The organism is Rhodococcus sp. Z6_132 (assembly GCF_058133635.1).
The window spans coordinates 903,978-920,503 of sequence record NZ_JBYUNP010000003.1; the positions used below are offsets into that span (position 1 = coordinate 903,978).

The window sequence follows — 16,526 nt, forward strand, 5'->3', positions numbered from 1 at the left end:
AGAGAGAGCTGACTGAACGTGCGCGTACCCCTGTCCTGGCTGACCACCGACGCCGGCCTGCCCACCGGCGCGCTGCCCGACGACGCGGTCGCGGTCTCCGACGCCTTCGTCCGGGTGGGCCTGGAGCTGGAGGAGCTGTTCCCGCCCGCCGACCTCAGCGGTCCGGTGGTCCTGGGGCGCGTCGCGGAGATCACCGAGCTCACCGACTTCAAGAAGCCCATCCGCTACTGCCAGGTGGACGTGGGCAACGACGAGCCGCAGAACATCGTCTGCGGGGCCACCAACTTCGCCGTCGGTGACCTGGTGGTGGTTGCCCTGCCCGGAAGCGAGCTGCCCGGCGGCTTCGCCATCGCCTCGCGCAAGACCTACGGCCACGTCTCCGACGGCATGATCTGCTCCGCCCGCGAGCTCGGGGTGGGCGGTGAGCACTCCGGCATCCTGGTGCTGCCCGCGGGCACCGGCACCCCCGGCGAGGACGCCGTGGCCGCGCTGGGCCTGGACGACACCGTCATCGAGCTCAACATCACCCCGGACCGGGGCTACTGCTTCTCCGTGCGCGGACTGGGCCGCGAGCTGGCCAGCGCCTACGACGTGGAGTTCACCGACCGTGGCCTGGCCGAGGTCCCCGCGAGCGCCGGCGACGCCTGGCCGGTGACGCTGGAGCCGGAGGCGCTGTGCGCCCGCTTCGCGATGCGCCGGGTCACCGGGATCGACCCCGCCGCGACCAGCCCGTGGTGGCTGCAGCGCCGGCTGATCCTGGCGGGCATGCGCCCGATCTCCGCCGCCGTGGACGTCACCAACTACGTGATGCTCGAGCTCGGCCAGCCGCTGCACGCCTTCGACGCCGCCACCGTGCAGGGCCCCCTGGTGGTGCGCAAGGCCCGCCGCGGCGAGAAGCTGTCCACCCTGGACGGCGCCGTGCGCCCGCTCGACTCCGACGACGTGGTGATCTGCGACGACTCCGGCCCGGTGTCACTGGCCGGCGTGATGGGCGGAGCGAGCACCGAGGTGGGGCCGCAGACCACCGACGTGCTGCTGGAGGCCGCCACCTGGGACCCGCTGAGCATCGCCCGCACGGCACGGCGCCACAAGCTGCCCAGCGAGGCCAGCAAGCGCTTCGAGCGGGCCGTGGACCCGGCCGTGGCCGCGGTGGCCCTGGAGCGGGCTGCACAGCTGCTGGCCGAGATCGCCGGCGGCACCGTGCAGGACGGCCGCACCGACGAGGGCGGCGTGTCCACCCCGGCATCGGTCACCATGGCCGCCGACCGGCCCGACCAGGTCGCCGGCACCAGCTACCCCGAGGGCACCACCGCTCGGCGGCTGCGCCAGGTCGGCTGCACCGTGGCGGGCACCGGCACGCTGACCGTCACCCCGCCGACCTGGCGGCCGGACATCACCCAGCCGGCCGACCTGGTGGAGGAGGTGCTGCGCCTGGAGGGGCTGGACACCATCCCGTCGGTGCTGCCCGCCGCGCCCGCCGGGCGCGGCCTCACCCCGTCCCAGCGCCGGCGTCGCGCGGTGTCCAAGGCGCTGGCGTCGGCGGGCTACGTGGAGGTGCTGCCCACGCCGTTCCTGCCCGCCGGGGTGTTCGACGCCTGGGGCCTGGAGGCCGAGGACCCGCTGCGCAACACCGCCGCGGTGCTCAACCCGCTGGAGGCCGACCGCGGCCAGCTGGCCACCACGGTGCTGCCCGCGCTGCTGGAGGCCATGCAGCGCAACGTCTCCCGTGGACAGCGCGACGTGTCGCTGTTCGGCGTGGCCCAGGTGGTCCAGCCCGCGGAGGGCACCACCGAGCCCACCTCCCTGGCGGCGCTGCCGGTGGACCGCCGGCCCAGCCAGGAGGAGATCGACGCCCTGCTGGTGGCGCTGCCGCGCCAGCCCGTGCACGTCGGGGTGGTGCTGTGCGGCCAGCGCGAGCGTGCCGGCTGGTGGGGCCCGGGCCGAGCGGCTGAGACCGCCGACGCCATCGCCGCCGCCCAGACCGTGGCCCGCGCCAGCGGCGTGGAGCTCACCGCGCGCCAGGCCCAGCAGGCGCCGTGGCACCCCGGTCGGTGCGCCGCGCTGGTGGTGGACGGCGAGGTGGTCGGCCACGCCGGCGAGCTGCACCCCGCGGTGTGCGAGCGGGCCGGCCTGCCGCCGCGCACCTGCGCCATGGAGCTGAACCTGGACGCCCTGCCGGTGCGCGAGGTGCTGGTGGCGCCGGTGGTGTCCCCGTTCCCGCCGGTGCTGCAGGACGTGGCACTGGTGGTGGACGCCGCCGTGCCCGCGGGCGAGGTGGAGCTGGCGCTGCGCGCCGGCGGCGGTGAGCTGCTGGAGGACGTCCGCCTGTTCGACGTCTACACCGGCAAGCAGGTGGGGGAGGGCAAGCGCTCGCTGGCCTTCGCGCTGCGCTTCCGCGCCACCGACCGCACCCTCACCGAGGACGAGGCCAGCCTGGCCAGGGACGCGGCCGTGGACGCCGCCACCGCGGCCACCGGAGCACTGCTGCGCGGCTGACCCCCGCCGGTGGATAGTTTTCCATCGCGGTGCATAATCGTTGTATGACGACAAAGGTGGCGGTGGCCGGGGCCAGCGGGTACGCGGGGGGTGAGCTCCTGCGCCTGCTGCTCGGGCACCCGGCGGTGCTCTCCGGCGAGCTGGAGATCGGCGCGCTGACGGCCGGCTCCAACGCGGGCAGCACCCTGTTCGAGCACCAGCCGCAGCTGCTGCCGCTGGCCGACCGGGTGCTGGCCCCGTCCACCCCGGAGGTGCTCCGCGGGCACGACGTGGTGTTCCTGGCCCTGCCGCACGGCTACTCCGCGGAGCTGGCCAACCAGCTGGACGACGACGTGGTGATCATCGACTGCGGCGCCGACTTCCGGCTCACCGACGCCGACGCGTGGAAGCAGTACTACGGCACCGAGCACGCCGGCAGCTGGCCCTACGGCATGCCCGAGCTGCCCGGCGCCCGGGAGAAGCTGCGCGGCAGCAGGCGCGTCGCCGTGCCCGGCTGCTACCCCACGGCGTGCAGCCTCGCGCTCGCGCCGGCCATGGCCGCGGGCATCGCCGAGCCCCGGGTGAACATCGTCGCCGTCACCGGTACCTCCGGGGCGGGCAAGTCCCTCAAGCCGCACCTGCTGGGCGCGGAGGTGATGGGCTCGGTCAGCGCCTACGGCGTGGGCGGCGCGCACCGGCACAACCCGGAGATCCGGCAGAACCTCTCCGCGGTCGCCGGGCAGCCGGTCACCGTCTCCTTCACCCCGGTGCTCGCCCCGATGCCGCGCGGCATCCTGGCCACCTGCACCGCCCCCACCACTGCCAGCGCCGCGCAGGCCCGCGCGGTCTACGAGCAGGCCTACGCCGACGAGCCCTTCGTGCACGTGCTGGGAGACGGGAAGTTCCCCAGCACCGGTGCGGTGCTCGGCTCCAACGTGGTGCAGCTGGGCGTCACCGTGGACGAGGCCGCGGGGCTGCTCGTGGTGGTCGCCGCGGTGGACAACCTGACCAAGGGCACCGCCGGCGCTGCCGTGCAGTGCATGAACCTCTCGCTGGGCCTGCCGGAGACGGCAGGCCTGCCGCGGACGGGAGTGGCCCCGTGAGTCCCAACCCAGACCCCACCGGCCCCACACCGCTGAGCGTGGTGCGCAACCGTGGGGTCACCGCCCCCGCCGGCTTCCGGGCCTCGGCGATGGAGGCAGCCGCCGACACCGACGTGGCGCTGGCCCTGCTGGTCAACGAGGGTCCCGACCTCGCCGCGGCCGGGCTGCTCAGCTCCGGCGAGCAGCGCACCGCGCCCCAGCTGTGGACCCAGCAGGTGCTCACCACCGGTCGGCTGCGTGCCGTGCTGGTGCACACCGGTGTCTGCAGCCCCGGCGCCACCGCTGACCTGAGCGGCGCCAGCGAGGCGGCCAGTGCCGAGTTCGGCGACACCCACCAGCTGGCCGAGACGGTGGCGAGCACCCTGAGCAGCTGGGGCAGCAGCACCGGCGCCGTGGAGGTCGCCGTGTGCGCCACCGGCGGCTCCGGCCACCGCGCCGCGGGACAGGTTTTGGTGGCCGGGGCCGAGGAGGCCGTGCGCGAGCTGGCCGGCGGGCTGGTCGGCGGCACCGACGCCGCGTGGGCCATCGCCGGCCCGGCCCGGGTGGCGCAGGCTGCGCTGGCGCACGAGGCCGGCTGGATCGTCGGCGGCATGGTCGGGGGATCCGGTACCGCTGCGGCGGGCACCACCTGCCTGCTCACCTGCGACGCCGTCGCCGACCCCACCACCCTGCGCGACGCCCTCGCCGCGGCCACCGCCGACCGGCTGCCGCTGCCGGCCGGCACCACCGTGGTGCTGCAGGCGTCCGGCGCCAGCGAGGTGACGGCCTCGCCGCAGGCGCTCAGCGCCGTGGTGGGCGCGATCTACGACGACCTGCAGGCGCAGGTCACCGAGGGGGACCTGTGAGCACCACCGCACCACTGGACACGGCGCAGCTGGCGGCCGACCCGCTGGACCAGGCGCAGCACAAGGCCAGCGTGCTGATCGAGGCCCTGCCCTGGCTGCAGCGCTTCCACGGCAAGATCGTGGTGGTCAAGTACGGCGGCAACGCCATGATCGACGACCGGCTCAAGCACGCCTTCGCCCAGGACATGGTCTTTCTGCGCACCGCGGGAATCCACCCCGTGGTGGTGCACGGCGGCGGTCCGCAGATCAGCGCGATGCTGGCCCGGCTGGGCATGGAGGGGGAGTTCAAGGGCGGCCTGCGGGTCACCACCCCCGAGGTGATGGACGTGGTGCGGATGGTGCTCTTCGGCCAGGTCGGCCGGGAGCTCGTCGGGCTGATCAACGCCCACGGCCCGCTCGCGGTGGGCCTGTCCGGCGAGGACGCGCACCTGTTCACCGCCGCCCGGCGCACCGCCACCGTGGACGGTGAGCCGGTGGACATCGGGCTGGTCGGCGACGTCGTGGGCGTCAACCCCGCCGCGGTGCTCGACCTCGTCGGCGCCGGGCGCATCCCGGTGGTCTCCTCCATCGCCCCCGACCTCGACGGCGTGGTGCACAACGTCAACGCCGACACCGCCGCCGCCGCGTTGGCGGAGGCCCTGGGCGCGGAGAAGCTGGTGGTGCTCACCGACGTCGAGGGGCTCTACACCGACTGGCCCGACCGCACCTCGCTGCGCTCGGTGATCGACGCCGACGAGCTGGCCACCCTGGTGCCCAGCCTCAGCGCGGGCATGGTGCCCAAGATGGAAGCCTGCCTGCGGGCCGTGCGCGGGGGAGTGCCCACCGCCCACGTCATCGACGGCCGCACCGCCCACTCCGTCCTGCTCGAGGTGTTCACCTCGCAGGGCATCGGGACGATGGTGGTCCCGCCCCCTGCCCAGACCCCCACTGGCCAGACCAACACTCTGCGCACCCCCACCGTGCAGAACCCCACGAGGCCGGGAGCCCTGTCATGACCGCGCCCCTGCAGCAGCGCTGGAACCACGCCCTGATGAACAACTACGGCACCCCGCCGGTGGCGCTGGTCCGCGGCTCCGGGGCGGTGGTCACCGACGCCGACGGCAAGGACTACCTCGACCTGCTGGGCGGCATCGCGGTCAACCTGCTGGGCCACGCCCACCCCTCGATCGTCGAGGCCGTCACCAACCAGGTGTCCACCCTGGGCCACGTCTCCAACCTGTACCTCAACGAGCGCGCCCTGGAGCTGGCCGAGCGGCTGGTGGCCAAGGTGGGTCGCGAGGACGCTCGGGTGGTGTTCGGCAACTCCGGGGCGGAGGCCAACGAGGCCGCCTTCAAGATCGCCCGGCGCACCGGTCGGCCCACCATCATCGCCGCGGAGAACTCCTTCCACGGCCGCACCATGGGCTCGCTGGCCCTGACCGGCCAGGAGGCCAAGCGGGCGCCCTTCGAGCCGATGCCGCCGGGGGTGCGGCACGTGCCCTACGGCGACGTCGCGGCGCTGGAGCGCGCCGTGGACGGTGACACCGCCGCGGTGATGCTCGAGCCGATGATGGGCGAGTTCGGCGTGGTGGTCCCGCCGGAGGGCTACCTGGCCGCGGCGCGGGAGATCACCAGCCGCCACGGCGCGCTGCTCATGCTGGACGAGGTGCAGACCGGCGTGGGCCGCACCGGCCACTTCTTCGCCCACCAGTCCGCCGGCATCACCCCCGACGTGATCACCTTGGCCAAGGGGCTCGGTGGTGGGCTGCCCATCGGTGCCTGCATCGGCATCGGCCAGGCGGCCACGCTGCTCGAGCCCGGCCAGCACGGCACCACCTTCGGTGGGAACCCAGTGTCCTGCGCTGCCGCGCTGGCGGTGCTGTCCACGATGGACTCCGAGCGCCTGGTGGAGCGGGCCGCCGCACTGGGCAAGACCCTCGCCACCGGCATCGAGGAGCTCGCCCACCCGCTGGTGGACCACGTGCGGGGCGCTGGGATGCTGCTCGGCGTGGTGCTGCGCGCCGACCTCGCCCCCCAGGTGGAGCTGGCCGCCCGGCGCGCCGGGTTCCTGGTCAACGCCGCACGGCCCGAGGTCGTCCGGCTCGCGCCGCCGCTGGTGCTCACCGACGAGCAGGCCACCAGCTTCCTCACCGCTCTTCCCGCCATCCTCGACACCGCACAGGAGCCCACCTCATGACCCGCCACTTCCTGCGTGACGACGACCTCTCCCCGGCCGAGCAGGCCGAGGTGCTGGAGCTCGCCGCGCAGCTGAGGGCCGCGCCGTACTCCAAGCGCCCCCTGGAGGGGCCGCAGGGCGTCGGGGTGATCTTCGAGAAGAACTCCACCCGCACCCGCTTCTCCTTCGAGGTGGGCATCGCCCAGCTGGGCGGGCACGCCGTCGTGGTGGACGGGCGCACCATGCAGCTGGGCCGCGAGGAGACCATCGACGACACCGGACGGGTGCTGTCCCGCTACGTCAGCGCCATCGTCTGGCGCACCTTCGCCCAGCGCCGCCTGGAGCAGATGGTCGCCGGGGCCACCGTGCCGGTGGTCAACGCGCTCTCCGACGAGTTCCACCCCTGCCAGGTGCTCGCCGACCTGCAGACCATCAAGCAGCGCCGGGGCGAGCTGGCCGGGCTGCGGATGACCTACTTCGGCGACGGCGCCAACAACATGGCGCACTCGCTGCTGCTGGGCGGGGCCACCGCCGGGATGCACGTCACCGTGGCTGCCCCGGAGGGCTTCACCCCGGAGCCGGGCATCCTGGAGGCCGCTGCCAAGCGAGCCGCCGAGACTGGCGGCAGCGTGCACACCACCACCAGCGCCGACGCCGGGGCCGACGGTGCCGACGTGCTGGTCACCGACACCTGGACCTCCATGGGCCAGGAGGACGACGGGCTGGATCGGGTGCGGCCCTTCCGTCCCTTCCAGGTCAACGCCCGCATGCTTGGGCTGGCCGCAGCCAACCCGGTGGTGCTGCACTGCCTGCCCGCCCACCGCGGGGACGAGATCACCGACGAGGTCCTCGACGGGGTGCACAGCGGCGTGTGGGACGAGGCGGAGAACCGGCTGCACGCACAGAAGGCGCTGCTGAGCTGGTTGCTGGAGCACCAGTGACCGGAGCGGGCAGGACCGCAGGGCTCAGCCGGGTGGCGCGGCAGGCCCGCATCACCGAGCTGCTCCGCACCGCGGAGGTGCGCAGCCACCGGGAGCTGGCCGCCCTCCTGCTCGCTGAAGGCGTCGAGGCCACCCAGGCCACGCTGTCCCGCGACCTCGACGAGCTCGGCGCGGTGAAGCTGCGCGGGGCGGACGGCGGGGTGGGGGTCTACGTCATCCCCGAGGAGGGCAGTCCCGTGCGGGGCGTGCAGGGCGGCACCGACCGCCTCGGCCGCATGCTCGCCGAGCTGCTCGTCTCCGCCGACCACAGTGCCAACCTGGCGGTGCTGCGCACTCCGCCTGGGGCCGCGCAGTTCCTGGCCAGCGCGCTGGACCGGGCCGCCCTGCACGAGGTTGTCGGAACCATCGCCGGGGATGACACCATCATGGTGCTGGCCCGGGAGCCGCTCAGCGGCGCCGCGCTGGCCGAGAAGCTGCTCACCCTTGCCCGGGCCGACCGGGTACTTGCACCAACCACCACCGATATCGCACAAGCAACAGATCTGAAGGAGACCACAACTCATGGCTGATCGCGTCGTACTCGCCTACTCGGGCGGGCTGGACACCTCTGTCGCCATCAGCTGGATCGGCAAGGAGACCGGCGCTGACGTCGTCGCCGTCGCCATCGACCTGGGCCAGGGCGGGGAGGACATGGCCGACATCCGCCAGCGCGCCCTGGACTGCGGCGCGGTGGAGTCCGTGGTCATCGACGCCCGCAACGAGTTCGCCGACGAGTACTGCCTGCCCACCATCGAGGCCAACGCCCTCTACATGGACCGCTACCCGCTGGTCTCGGCCATCAGCCGGCCGCTGATCGTCAAGCACCTGGTCACCGCGGCCCGCGCCCACGGCGGCACCATCGTCGCCCACGGCTGCACCGGCAAGGGCAACGACCAGGTCCGCTTCGAGGTCGGCTTCAACACCCTCGCGCCCGACCTGAAGGTGCTCGCGCCCGTCCGCGACTACGCCTGGACCCGGGAGAAGGCCATCGCCTTCGCCGAGGACAACGGCATCCCGATCCAGGTCTCCAAGCGCTCGCCGTTCTCCATCGACCAGAACGTGTGGGGTCGCGCGGTGGAGACCGGGTTCCTCGAGGACCTGTGGAACGCGCCCACCAAGGACGTCTACTCCTACACCGAGGACCCCACCGTCAACTGGCAGGCGCCCGACGAGCTGATCATCAGCTTCGAGAAGGGTCGCCCGGTCGCCATCGACGGCCGCCCGGTCACCGTGCTGCAGGCCATCGAGGAGCTCAACCGCCGCGCCGGTGCGCAGGGCGTGGGCCGGCTGGACGTGGTGGAGGACCGCCTCGTCGGCATCAAGAGCCGCGAGATCTACGAGGCCCCCGGTGCGATGGTGCTCATCACCGCCCACCAGGAGCTCGAGCACGTCACCCTGGAGCGCGAGCTGGGCCGCTACAAGCGGCAGATGGAGCAGCGCTGGAGCGAGCTGGTCTACGACGGCCTGTGGTTCTCCCCGCTGAAGCAGGCGCTGGACACCTTCGTGACCAAGACCCAGGAGCACGTCACCGGCGACATCCGCCTGGTGCTGCACGGCGGCGCCATCGCCGTCAACGGCCGGCGCAGCGCCGAGTCGCTCTACGACTTCAACCTGGCCACCTACGACGAGGGCGACACCTTCGACCAGTCCTCGGCCAAGGGCTTCGTGCAGCTGCACGGGCTGTCCTCCAAGATCGCCGGCAAGCGGGACCTGGGCTTGTGAGCGAGGGCACGCACTCCGGTCTGTGGGGCGGGCGCTTCGCGTCCGGTCCCGCGGAGGCCATGGCCGCGCTGAGCAAGTCCACCCACTTCGACTGGGTGCTCGCGCCCTACGACGTGCGGGCCTCCCAGGCCCACGCACGGGTGCTGCACAAGGCGGGCCTGCTCTCCGACGATGACCTGGCGACCATGCTGGACGGGCTCACCCGGCTGGCGGCCGACGTGGGGAGCGGGGCGTTCACCGCCGCCCACGACGACGAGGACGTGCACAGCGCCCTGGAGCGCGGGCTCATCGAGCGGGTGGGCCCGGAGGTGGGTGGACGGCTGCGGGCCGGCCGCTCGCGCAACGACCAGGTCGCCACCCTGTTCCGCATGTGGCTGCGCGACGCGGTGCGGGTGGTGGCCGACGGCGTGCTCGACGTGGTGGACGCGCTGGCCACCCAGGCAGCGCGGCACCCCGACGCCGTGATGCCCGGACGCACGCACCTGCAGCACGCACAGCCGGTGCTGCTGGCCCACCACCTGCTGGCGCACACCCACCCGCTGCTGCGCGACGTGTCCCGGCTGCGCGACTTCGACCGACGCACGGCGGTGTCGCCCTACGGCTCGGGTGCGCTGGCCGGCTCCTCGCTGGGCCTGGACCCGGACGCGGTGGCCGCCGAGCTGGGCTTCACCGCGGCGGCGGAGAACTCCATCGACGCCACCTCCTCGCGGGACTTCGCGGCCGAGGCGGCGTTCGTGCTGGCGATGATCGGGGTGGACCTGTCCCGGCTGGCCGAGGAGGTCATCCTCTGGAGCACCGCGGAGTTCAGCTACGTCACGCTGGCCGACGCCTGGTCCACCGGGTCCTCGATCATGCCGCAGAAGAAGAACCCCGACGTCGCCGAGCTCACCCGCGGCAAGTCGGGCCGGCTGATCGGCAACCTCACCGGGCTGCTGGCCACGCTCAAGGCGCAGCCGCTGGCCTACAACCGGGACCTGCAGGAGGACAAGGAGCCGCTGTTCGACTCCGTCACCCAGCTGCAGCTGCTGCTGCCGGCCATCACCGGCCTGGTGTCCACCCTGCAGTTCCACACCGACCGGATGGCCGAGCTGGCCCCGGCCGGGTTCACCCTGGCCACCGACGTGGCCGAGTGGCTGGTGCGCCAGGGCGTGGCCTTCCGGGTCGCCCACGAGGCGGCGGGGGCCTGCGTCCGCGTCGCCGAGGGCCGTGGCGTGGGCCTGGAGGACCTGACCGACGCCGAGCTGGCGGAGATCGACCCGCACCTGACACCGGCCGTGCGCGAGGTGCTCACGGTCACCGGCTCCATCGCCTCCCGCGACGCCCACGGCGGCACCGCCGGGGTGCGGGTGGCCGAGCAGCTCAGCGGGGTGCAGGCCGACTCGCAGCAGCACCGCAAGTGGGCTACCGCACTTCGATGAACCCAGCTCTTCGATGAACCCAGCTCTCCGATGAGCGCGCGGCTGGACGCGCAGTTCTTCGCCCGCCCCGCCGTGGAGGTGGCACCGCAGCTGCTCGGCTGCGTGCTGCACCACGGTGGGGTGGCGCTGCGCATCACCGAGGTCGAGGCCTACATGGGCGAGGTCGACCCTGGCTCGCACGCCTACCGCGGGGAGAGCCGGCGCAACAGCGCGATGTTCGGCCCGCCGGGGCACCTCTACGTCTACGCGCACATGGGGCTGCACCACTGCGCGAACCTGGTCTGCAGCCCGGCGGGCACCGCGCACGGGGTGCTGCTGCGGGCCGGTGAGGTGATCGCCGGTGCCGAGGTGGCGATGGCCCGGCGCAACGTGGGCAAGGGGGTGTGCCGCACCGAGATCGACCTGGCGCGCGGACCGGCCCGGCTCACCGTGGCGCTGGGCCTCACCCTGGCCGACAACCACGCCTCGGTGGTCGACCCCGGCGGCGACCTCTGCGTCACCGCTGCGACCGAGCCGGTGCCGGCGGCGTCGATCGTGCAGGGCCCGCGCGTGGGCGTCGGCGGGGAGGGCGGCGACGCCGAGCGCTTCCCGTGGCGGTACTGGATCGCCGGCGACCCCACGGTGTCGCTGTACAAGGCGGCCCCACCACCCAAGAAGCGGCGCCAGGAAGCTTGTCCCTGACGCCGCTTCTCCAGCGGGTGCGGTGCTTGGTCAGCCCTGGAGCGCGCCGATCGCGTCGGCGACGGCCAGGATCCGCTTGGCGTTGTCCACGTGCAGGTTCTCGATCATCCGTCCGTTCACGGTGACCACGCCGCGGCCCTCGCGCTGGGCCTCCTCGAACGCGGCGATGATCTCCTGCGCGGAGGCGATCTCCTCCTCGGTGGGGGCAAAGGCGGTGTTGCACGGCTCGATCTGCTTCGGGTGGATCAGCGTCTTGCCGTCGAAGCCCATCTGCCGGGCCTGCAGGCACTCCGCGGTGAACCCGTCCAGGTTGCTCACGTCGTTGTAGACGCCGTCCAGGATCTCCTTGTCCGCAGCGCGGGCGGCCAGCAGCGCCAGCTGCAGCCCGCCCATCAGCGGCAGGCGCCCGGGCACGTGCTCGGCGTGCAGCTCCTTGGCCAGGTCGTTGGTGCCCATCACCAGCACTGTCAGCCGCTCCGAGGCCGCGCAGATCTGCTCGGCGTGCAGCATCGCGATGGGGGTCTCCAGCATCGCCCAGATCTTCGTGTGCGCCGGGGCGCCACCAGCCTCCAGGCCGCGCTCGATGGCCTCGACGTCGGCCACGGAGTTGATCTTGGGCACCACCACGGCGGCGGGGCCGGCCTTGGCCACCGCGGCCAGGTCGTCCTCGTGCCACTGGGTGCCGATGCCGTTGATCCGGATGGTCACCTCGCGGTCGCCGTACTCCCCCGACTGCGCGGCGGCGCAAACCCGGGCGCGGGCGTCGACCTTGGCGTCGGGGGCGACGGCGTCCTCGAGGTCGAGGATGAGGGAGTCGGTGGGCAGGGTCTTGGCCTTCTCCAGCGCGCGCTCGTTGGCGCCGGGCATGTAGAGGACCGACCGGCGGGGACGCAGGTGCTCAGCCATGGCTCAGGCCTCCTTGCCGGCGAAGCCGTAGGCCTCGGCGAGGTCGGCGTCCTTCTCGGCGAGCTCGCGGGCCAGCTGCACCATCACCTGGCACTGCTTGACCGACGCGTCGTCCTCCATCTTGCCGTTGAGCATCACCGCACCGGTGCCGTCGCCCATGGCCTCGATGACCTCCAGGGCGTGCCGGACGTCCTCGGGGTCGGGGGAGAAGACCTTCTTGGCGATGTCGATCTGCACCGGGTGCAGGCTCCACGCGCCGACGCAGCCGAGCAGGAAGGCGTTGCGGAACTGGTCCTCGCAGGCCACGACGTCCTTGATGTCCCCGAAGGGGCCGTAGAACGGGAGGATGCCGTTGGCCGCGCAGGCGTCGACCATGCGCGCCAGGGTGTAGTGCCACAGGTCCTGCTGGTAGACGGGGCGCTCGCCCTCGATGTTGCCGTCGGTCGGGTCCTGGCGCACCAGGTAGCCGGGGTGCCCACCGCCCACCCGGGTGGTCTTCATCCGGCGGTTGGCGGCCAGGTCGGCCGGACCCAGGGACAGGCCCTGCATGCGCGGGCTGGCCGAGCAGATCTCCTCCACGTTGACCACGCCGCGCGCGGTCTCCAGCAGGGCGTTGATCATGATCGGCTTCTGGATGCCGGCCTTGGCCTCGAGCTGGGCCAGCAGGCGGTCCACGTAGTGGATGTCCTCGGCGCCCTCCACCTTGGGCACCATGATGACGTCGAGCTTGTCGCCGATCTCGGTGACCAGCGTGGTCACGTCGTCCAGGAACCACGGCGACTCCAGGCTGTTCACCCGGGTCCACAGCTGGGTCTCGCCGAAGTCGTTGGCCTTGGCGATCTTCACCAGGCCGTGGCGGGCGGCCTCCTTGTTGTCCGCCTTGATGGCGTCCTCGAGGTTGCCCAGCAGGATGTCCACCTTGGCGGCGAGCTGGGGGACCTTGGCCGCCATCTTCTCGTTGCTGGGGTCGAAGAAGTGGATCATCCGCGACGGCCGCACCGGGATCTCCCGGAGCGGCTCCGGGGCACCGACGGCGAGGGGGCGGAAGAAGTCCTTGGGGGAGCGCATGAATCTCCGTTCCAGCTAGCTGGTGGGGTGGTTGCAGGTCGACCAACTCTAGGCGGGCCTACCAGGCTGACGGGCGGTAGTCCTTGAGGAAGCAGCCGTAGAGGTCCTCGCCCTGCTCCCCACGCACGATCGGGTCGTACACCCGGGCTGCGCCGTCCACCAGGTCCAGCGGGGCGTGGAAGCCCTCCTCGGCCAGGCGCATCTTGGTCGGGTGCGGGCGCTCGTCGGTGATCCAGCCGGTGTCCACCGCGGTCATCAGGATGCCGTCGTCGAGCATCTCCCCGGCACTGGTGCGGGTGAGCATGTTCAGCGCGGCCTTGGCCATGTTGGTGTGCGGGTGTCCCGGACCCTTGTAGGCGCGGCTGAACTGTCCCTCCATGGCGGACACGTTCACCACGTACTTGCGGCGGGCCTTGGCCGCGGCCATCGCCGGGCGCAGCCGGCTCACCAGGATGAACGGCGCGGTGGTGTTGCACAGCTGCACCTCCAGCAGCTCCAGCGCGTCCACCTCGTGCACCCGCTGGGTCCAGCTGTTCACCGGTGCCTCGTCGGGCACCAGGCCACCGGCGTCGATGGCGCTGCGGTCGGCCACCCGCGCCGGCGAGGCCGAGCCGGCGGTGAGGGCCAGCGCGGTCAGCGCGTGCGGGGTGGGGCTGGTGGCGAGCGAGCCGGCCAGCGCCGCGGGGTGCGCGTCGCTGATGTGGTCGAAGGTGATCAGCTCGGGCAGCGGCCCGGCCGGCAGGGGAGCCGACTCCGCGGCGGCCAGCGGGGCGTACGAGCCCGGCGAGCGGCGCACCGTCTGCGCAGCGTTGTTGATGAGGATGTCCAGCGGCCCCGCGGCGGCCACCGAGTCCGCCAGCGCCACCACCTGCGCGGGGTCGCGCAGGTCGATGCCCACGATGCGCAGCCGGTGCAGCCAGTCGGCGCTGTCCTCCATGGCGGTGAACCGGCGGATCGCGTCGTTGGGGAAGCGGGTGGTGATGGTGGTGTGCGCGCCGTCGCGCAGCAGCCGCAGCGCGATGTACATGCCGATCTTGGCCCGGCCCCCGGTGAGCAGCGCCCGGCGGCCGGTGAGGTCGGCGCGGGCGTCGCGGCGGGCGCGGTTCTCGGCGGCGCAGTCTGGGCACAGCTGGTGGTAGAAGGCGTCCACCAGGGTGTACTTCGCCTTGCAGATGTAGCAGGCGCGGGCCACCAGCAGCTCACCCGCGGTGGCCCCGGCGGCGTTGGACACCAGGGGGATGCCCTCGGTCTCGTCGTCGATGCGGTCGGGGGACCCGGTGGCGGTGGCGGCGATGACGGCCTTGTCGGCCGCGGCCACGGCGGCACGCTTGTCCGCCCGGCGCTGGTGCTTGACCGCCTTGAACACCCCGGCGGTGGCCCGGCGCACGGCGACGGAGTCGGGGTGGTCCACCGGCAGCGCGCGCACCTGCTGCAGCACCCGCAGGCAGGTGGCCAGGTCGGCGGGGTCCAGCGCGGACTCGGTGTGGGGCTCGCTGGCGGTCTGGGCCAGCTCGCCGGCGGAGGCGGGCGTGGCGTCAGGAGTCAGGTCGGGCGGGGTCAGGTCAGGCGCAGTCATGCAGGTCGTCGTCTCGTGTCTCGGGGGCGGCCCAGGTCGTGCTGGAGTGGTCCAGGGGCTCCCGGCACGGTACGCGGGTGGGCGGTGCGGGAGGATCGCCCCGTGGCTGAAGAGATTCTTGACGAGCTGACCTGGCGTGGACTGATCGCGCAGAGCACCGACCTGGACGCCTTGCGCCGGGACCTGGCGGCGGGGCCGGTGACCGTCTACGCGGGCTTCGACCCCACCGCGCCGAGCCTGCACGCCGGGCACCTGGTGCCGCTGCTGGCGCTCAAGCGCTTCCAGCGGGCCGGGCACCGGCCGGTGGTGCTGGCCGGCGGGGCGACCGGGCTCATCGGTGATCCCCGGGACGTGGGGGAGCGCAGCATGCACTCGGTGGAGACGGTGGCCGAGTGGGCCCAGAGCATCCGCGGGCAGCTGGAGCGCTTCGTGGACTTCGACGACACCCCCAGCGGGGCGCTGATCGTGGACAACGCCACCTGGACCGCGGACCTGCCGGTGACGGAGTTCCTGCGCGACATCGGCAAGCACTTCTCGGTGAACGTGATGCTGGCCAGGGACACGGTGAAGCGCCGGCTGGAGAGCGACGGGATGTCCTACACCGAGTTCAGCTACATGCTGCTGCAGGCGCACGACTACCTGCAGTTGCACGACCGGCACGGCTGCACGCTGCAGGTGGGCGGCTCGGACCAGTGGGGGAACATCATCGCCGGGGTCGACCTGGTGCGCCGGGTGCGGGGAGCGAGCGTGCACGCCGCCACCGTCCCCCTGGTGACCGCCGCGGACGGCACCAAGTTCGGCAAGTCCACCGGGGGCGGCAGCCTCTGGCTCGACCCCGAGCTGACCAGTCCCTACGCCTGGTACCAGTACTTCGTGAACACCGCCGACGCCGACGTCGTCCGCTACCTGCGGTGGTTCACCTTCCTCGACGCCGACGAGCTGGCCGAGCTGGAGCAGGCGACGCAGGAGCGCCCCCAGGCCCGGGTGGCCCAGAAGCGGCTGGCCGCAGAGCTCACCACCTTGGTGCACGGGGCGGAGCAGACGCGCGCCGTGGAGCTGGCCAGCCAGGCGCTGTTCGGCCGGGGGGAGCTGCGCGAGCTGGACGAGGCGACCCTGGCTGCCGCGCTGTCCGAGACCTCCCCGGTGCAGCTCGCGGCCGCGGACGCTCCCACGATCGTGGACCTGCTGGTGGCCACCGGTCTGTGCGAGAGCAAGGGGGCCGCACGACGCACCGTCAAGGAGGGGGGTGCGTCGGTGAACAACCAGCGCATCACCACCGAGGACTGGGCACCGGAGGCCGGCGACCTGCTGCACGGGACCTGGCTGGTGGTGCGCCGTGGGCGGCGTCACATGGCCGGTGTTCGGCTCAGCTGAGCGATTTGGTCGCCGTCGGCGACGGGCGCAGGGCGCTGACCAGCGCCTTCGCCGACGGCCCCACCCGCTGTCCTGCGGGTTTGACGTGGCCCCGCGGAGTGCGTAAATTTCTCCTTGTCAGCGAGGCGGACGCCGAACCGGTCACCACGACGGTCACGAGGTTGGACGCCGGTAGCGGACCACCTGCGGTACTGAGCACCTTCGGGTGCGTGTACAGTAGGAC

14 protein-coding genes are annotated in these 16,526 nt (G+C 72.8%); 11 read left to right on the forward strand and 3 right to left on the reverse strand.

What is annotated here, in order from left to right; all coding sequences use genetic code 11:
- Positions 1-18: 18 nt before the first annotated feature.
- The 10 genes from pheT to AC3YO9_RS17480 are packed head-to-tail and all read left to right on the forward strand — an operon-like array spanning position 19 to position 11,379.
- On the forward strand, positions 19-2,496 hold the full coding sequence (gene pheT, locus AC3YO9_RS17435) for a phenylalanine--tRNA ligase subunit beta (RefSeq protein WP_489984043.1): 2,478 nt from the start codon (positions 19-21) through the stop codon (positions 2,494-2,496).
- Between the two features lie 44 nt (positions 2,497-2,540).
- Positions 2,541-3,578 carry an N-acetyl-gamma-glutamyl-phosphate reductase gene (gene argC, locus AC3YO9_RS17440; protein ID WP_489984044.1) on the forward strand — a complete coding sequence of 346 codons (1,038 nt, stop codon included), beginning with the start codon at positions 2,541-2,543 and terminating at the stop codon, positions 3,576-3,578.
- Entirely contained in the window at positions 3,575-4,423 is an 849-nt protein-coding gene (locus tag AC3YO9_RS17445) for a bifunctional ornithine acetyltransferase/N-acetylglutamate synthase (protein WP_489984045.1), read from the forward strand. Before argC ends, AC3YO9_RS17445 begins: the two co-directional genes overlap by 4 nt.
- A 29-nt stretch (positions 4,424-4,452) precedes the next feature.
- A complete protein-coding gene (gene argB, locus AC3YO9_RS17450; RefSeq protein ID WP_489984106.1) occupies positions 4,453-5,418 on the forward strand; it encodes an acetylglutamate kinase in 966 nt (321 codons plus the stop codon).
- The gene (locus AC3YO9_RS17455) at positions 5,415-6,599 is read left to right on the forward strand and encodes an acetylornithine transaminase (RefSeq protein ID WP_489984046.1); all 1,185 of its coding nucleotides are present in this window, start codon (positions 5,415-5,417) and stop codon (positions 6,597-6,599) included. Before argB ends, AC3YO9_RS17455 begins: the two co-directional genes overlap by 4 nt.
- Positions 6,596-7,519, forward strand: coding sequence for an ornithine carbamoyltransferase (gene argF, locus AC3YO9_RS17460; RefSeq protein ID WP_489984047.1), 924 nt, complete (start codon positions 6,596-6,598; stop codon positions 7,517-7,519). The genes AC3YO9_RS17455 and argF overlap by 4 nt, the downstream gene beginning before the upstream one ends.
- Positions 7,498-8,088, forward strand: a complete 591-nt coding sequence (locus AC3YO9_RS17465; RefSeq protein WP_489984107.1) for an arginine repressor — start codon at positions 7,498-7,500, stop codon at positions 8,086-8,088. The genes argF and AC3YO9_RS17465 overlap by 22 nt, the downstream gene beginning before the upstream one ends.
- The gene (locus AC3YO9_RS17470) at positions 8,081-9,280 is read left to right on the forward strand and encodes an argininosuccinate synthase (RefSeq protein ID WP_489984048.1); all 1,200 of its coding nucleotides are present in this window, start codon (positions 8,081-8,083) and stop codon (positions 9,278-9,280) included. Before AC3YO9_RS17465 ends, AC3YO9_RS17470 begins: the two co-directional genes overlap by 8 nt.
- A complete protein-coding gene (gene argH / locus AC3YO9_RS17475) occupies positions 9,277-10,698 on the forward strand; it encodes an argininosuccinate lyase (RefSeq protein ID WP_489984049.1) in 1,422 nt (473 codons plus the stop codon). Before AC3YO9_RS17470 ends, argH begins: the two co-directional genes overlap by 4 nt.
- A gap of 30 nt (positions 10,699-10,728) precedes the next feature.
- Positions 10,729-11,379: a DNA-3-methyladenine glycosylase gene (locus AC3YO9_RS17480; protein WP_489984050.1), complete on the forward strand. Its 651-nt coding sequence runs from the start codon at positions 10,729-10,731 to the stop codon at positions 11,377-11,379.
- A gap of 30 nt (positions 11,380-11,409) precedes the next feature.
- On the opposite strand, the gene AC3YO9_RS17485 is transcribed toward AC3YO9_RS17480, so the two are convergent.
- The 3 genes from AC3YO9_RS17485 to AC3YO9_RS17495 are packed head-to-tail and all read right to left on the reverse strand — an operon-like array spanning position 11,410 to position 14,929.
- The gene (locus tag AC3YO9_RS17485; protein ID WP_127782622.1) at positions 11,410-12,285 is read right to left on the reverse strand and encodes an HpcH/HpaI aldolase/citrate lyase family protein; all 876 of its coding nucleotides are present in this window, start codon (positions 12,283-12,285) and stop codon (positions 11,410-11,412) included.
- 3 nt (positions 12,286-12,288) lie between these two features.
- The gene (locus AC3YO9_RS17490) at positions 12,289-13,353 is read right to left on the reverse strand and encodes an HpcH/HpaI aldolase/citrate lyase family protein (protein ID WP_127782623.1); all 1,065 of its coding nucleotides are present in this window, start codon (positions 13,351-13,353) and stop codon (positions 12,289-12,291) included.
- 58 nt (positions 13,354-13,411) lie between these two features.
- Entirely contained in the window at positions 13,412-14,929 is a 1,518-nt protein-coding gene (locus tag AC3YO9_RS17495) for an SDR family NAD(P)-dependent oxidoreductase (protein WP_489984051.1), read from the reverse strand.
- Between the two features lie 102 nt (positions 14,930-15,031).
- Here AC3YO9_RS17495 and tyrS point away from each other — a divergent pair, with 102 nt between their 5' ends.
- On the forward strand, positions 15,032-16,303 hold the full coding sequence (gene tyrS / locus AC3YO9_RS17500) for a tyrosine--tRNA ligase (RefSeq protein WP_489984052.1): 1,272 nt from the start codon (positions 15,032-15,034) through the stop codon (positions 16,301-16,303).
- The last annotated feature ends 223 nt before the right edge of the window (positions 16,304-16,526 follow it).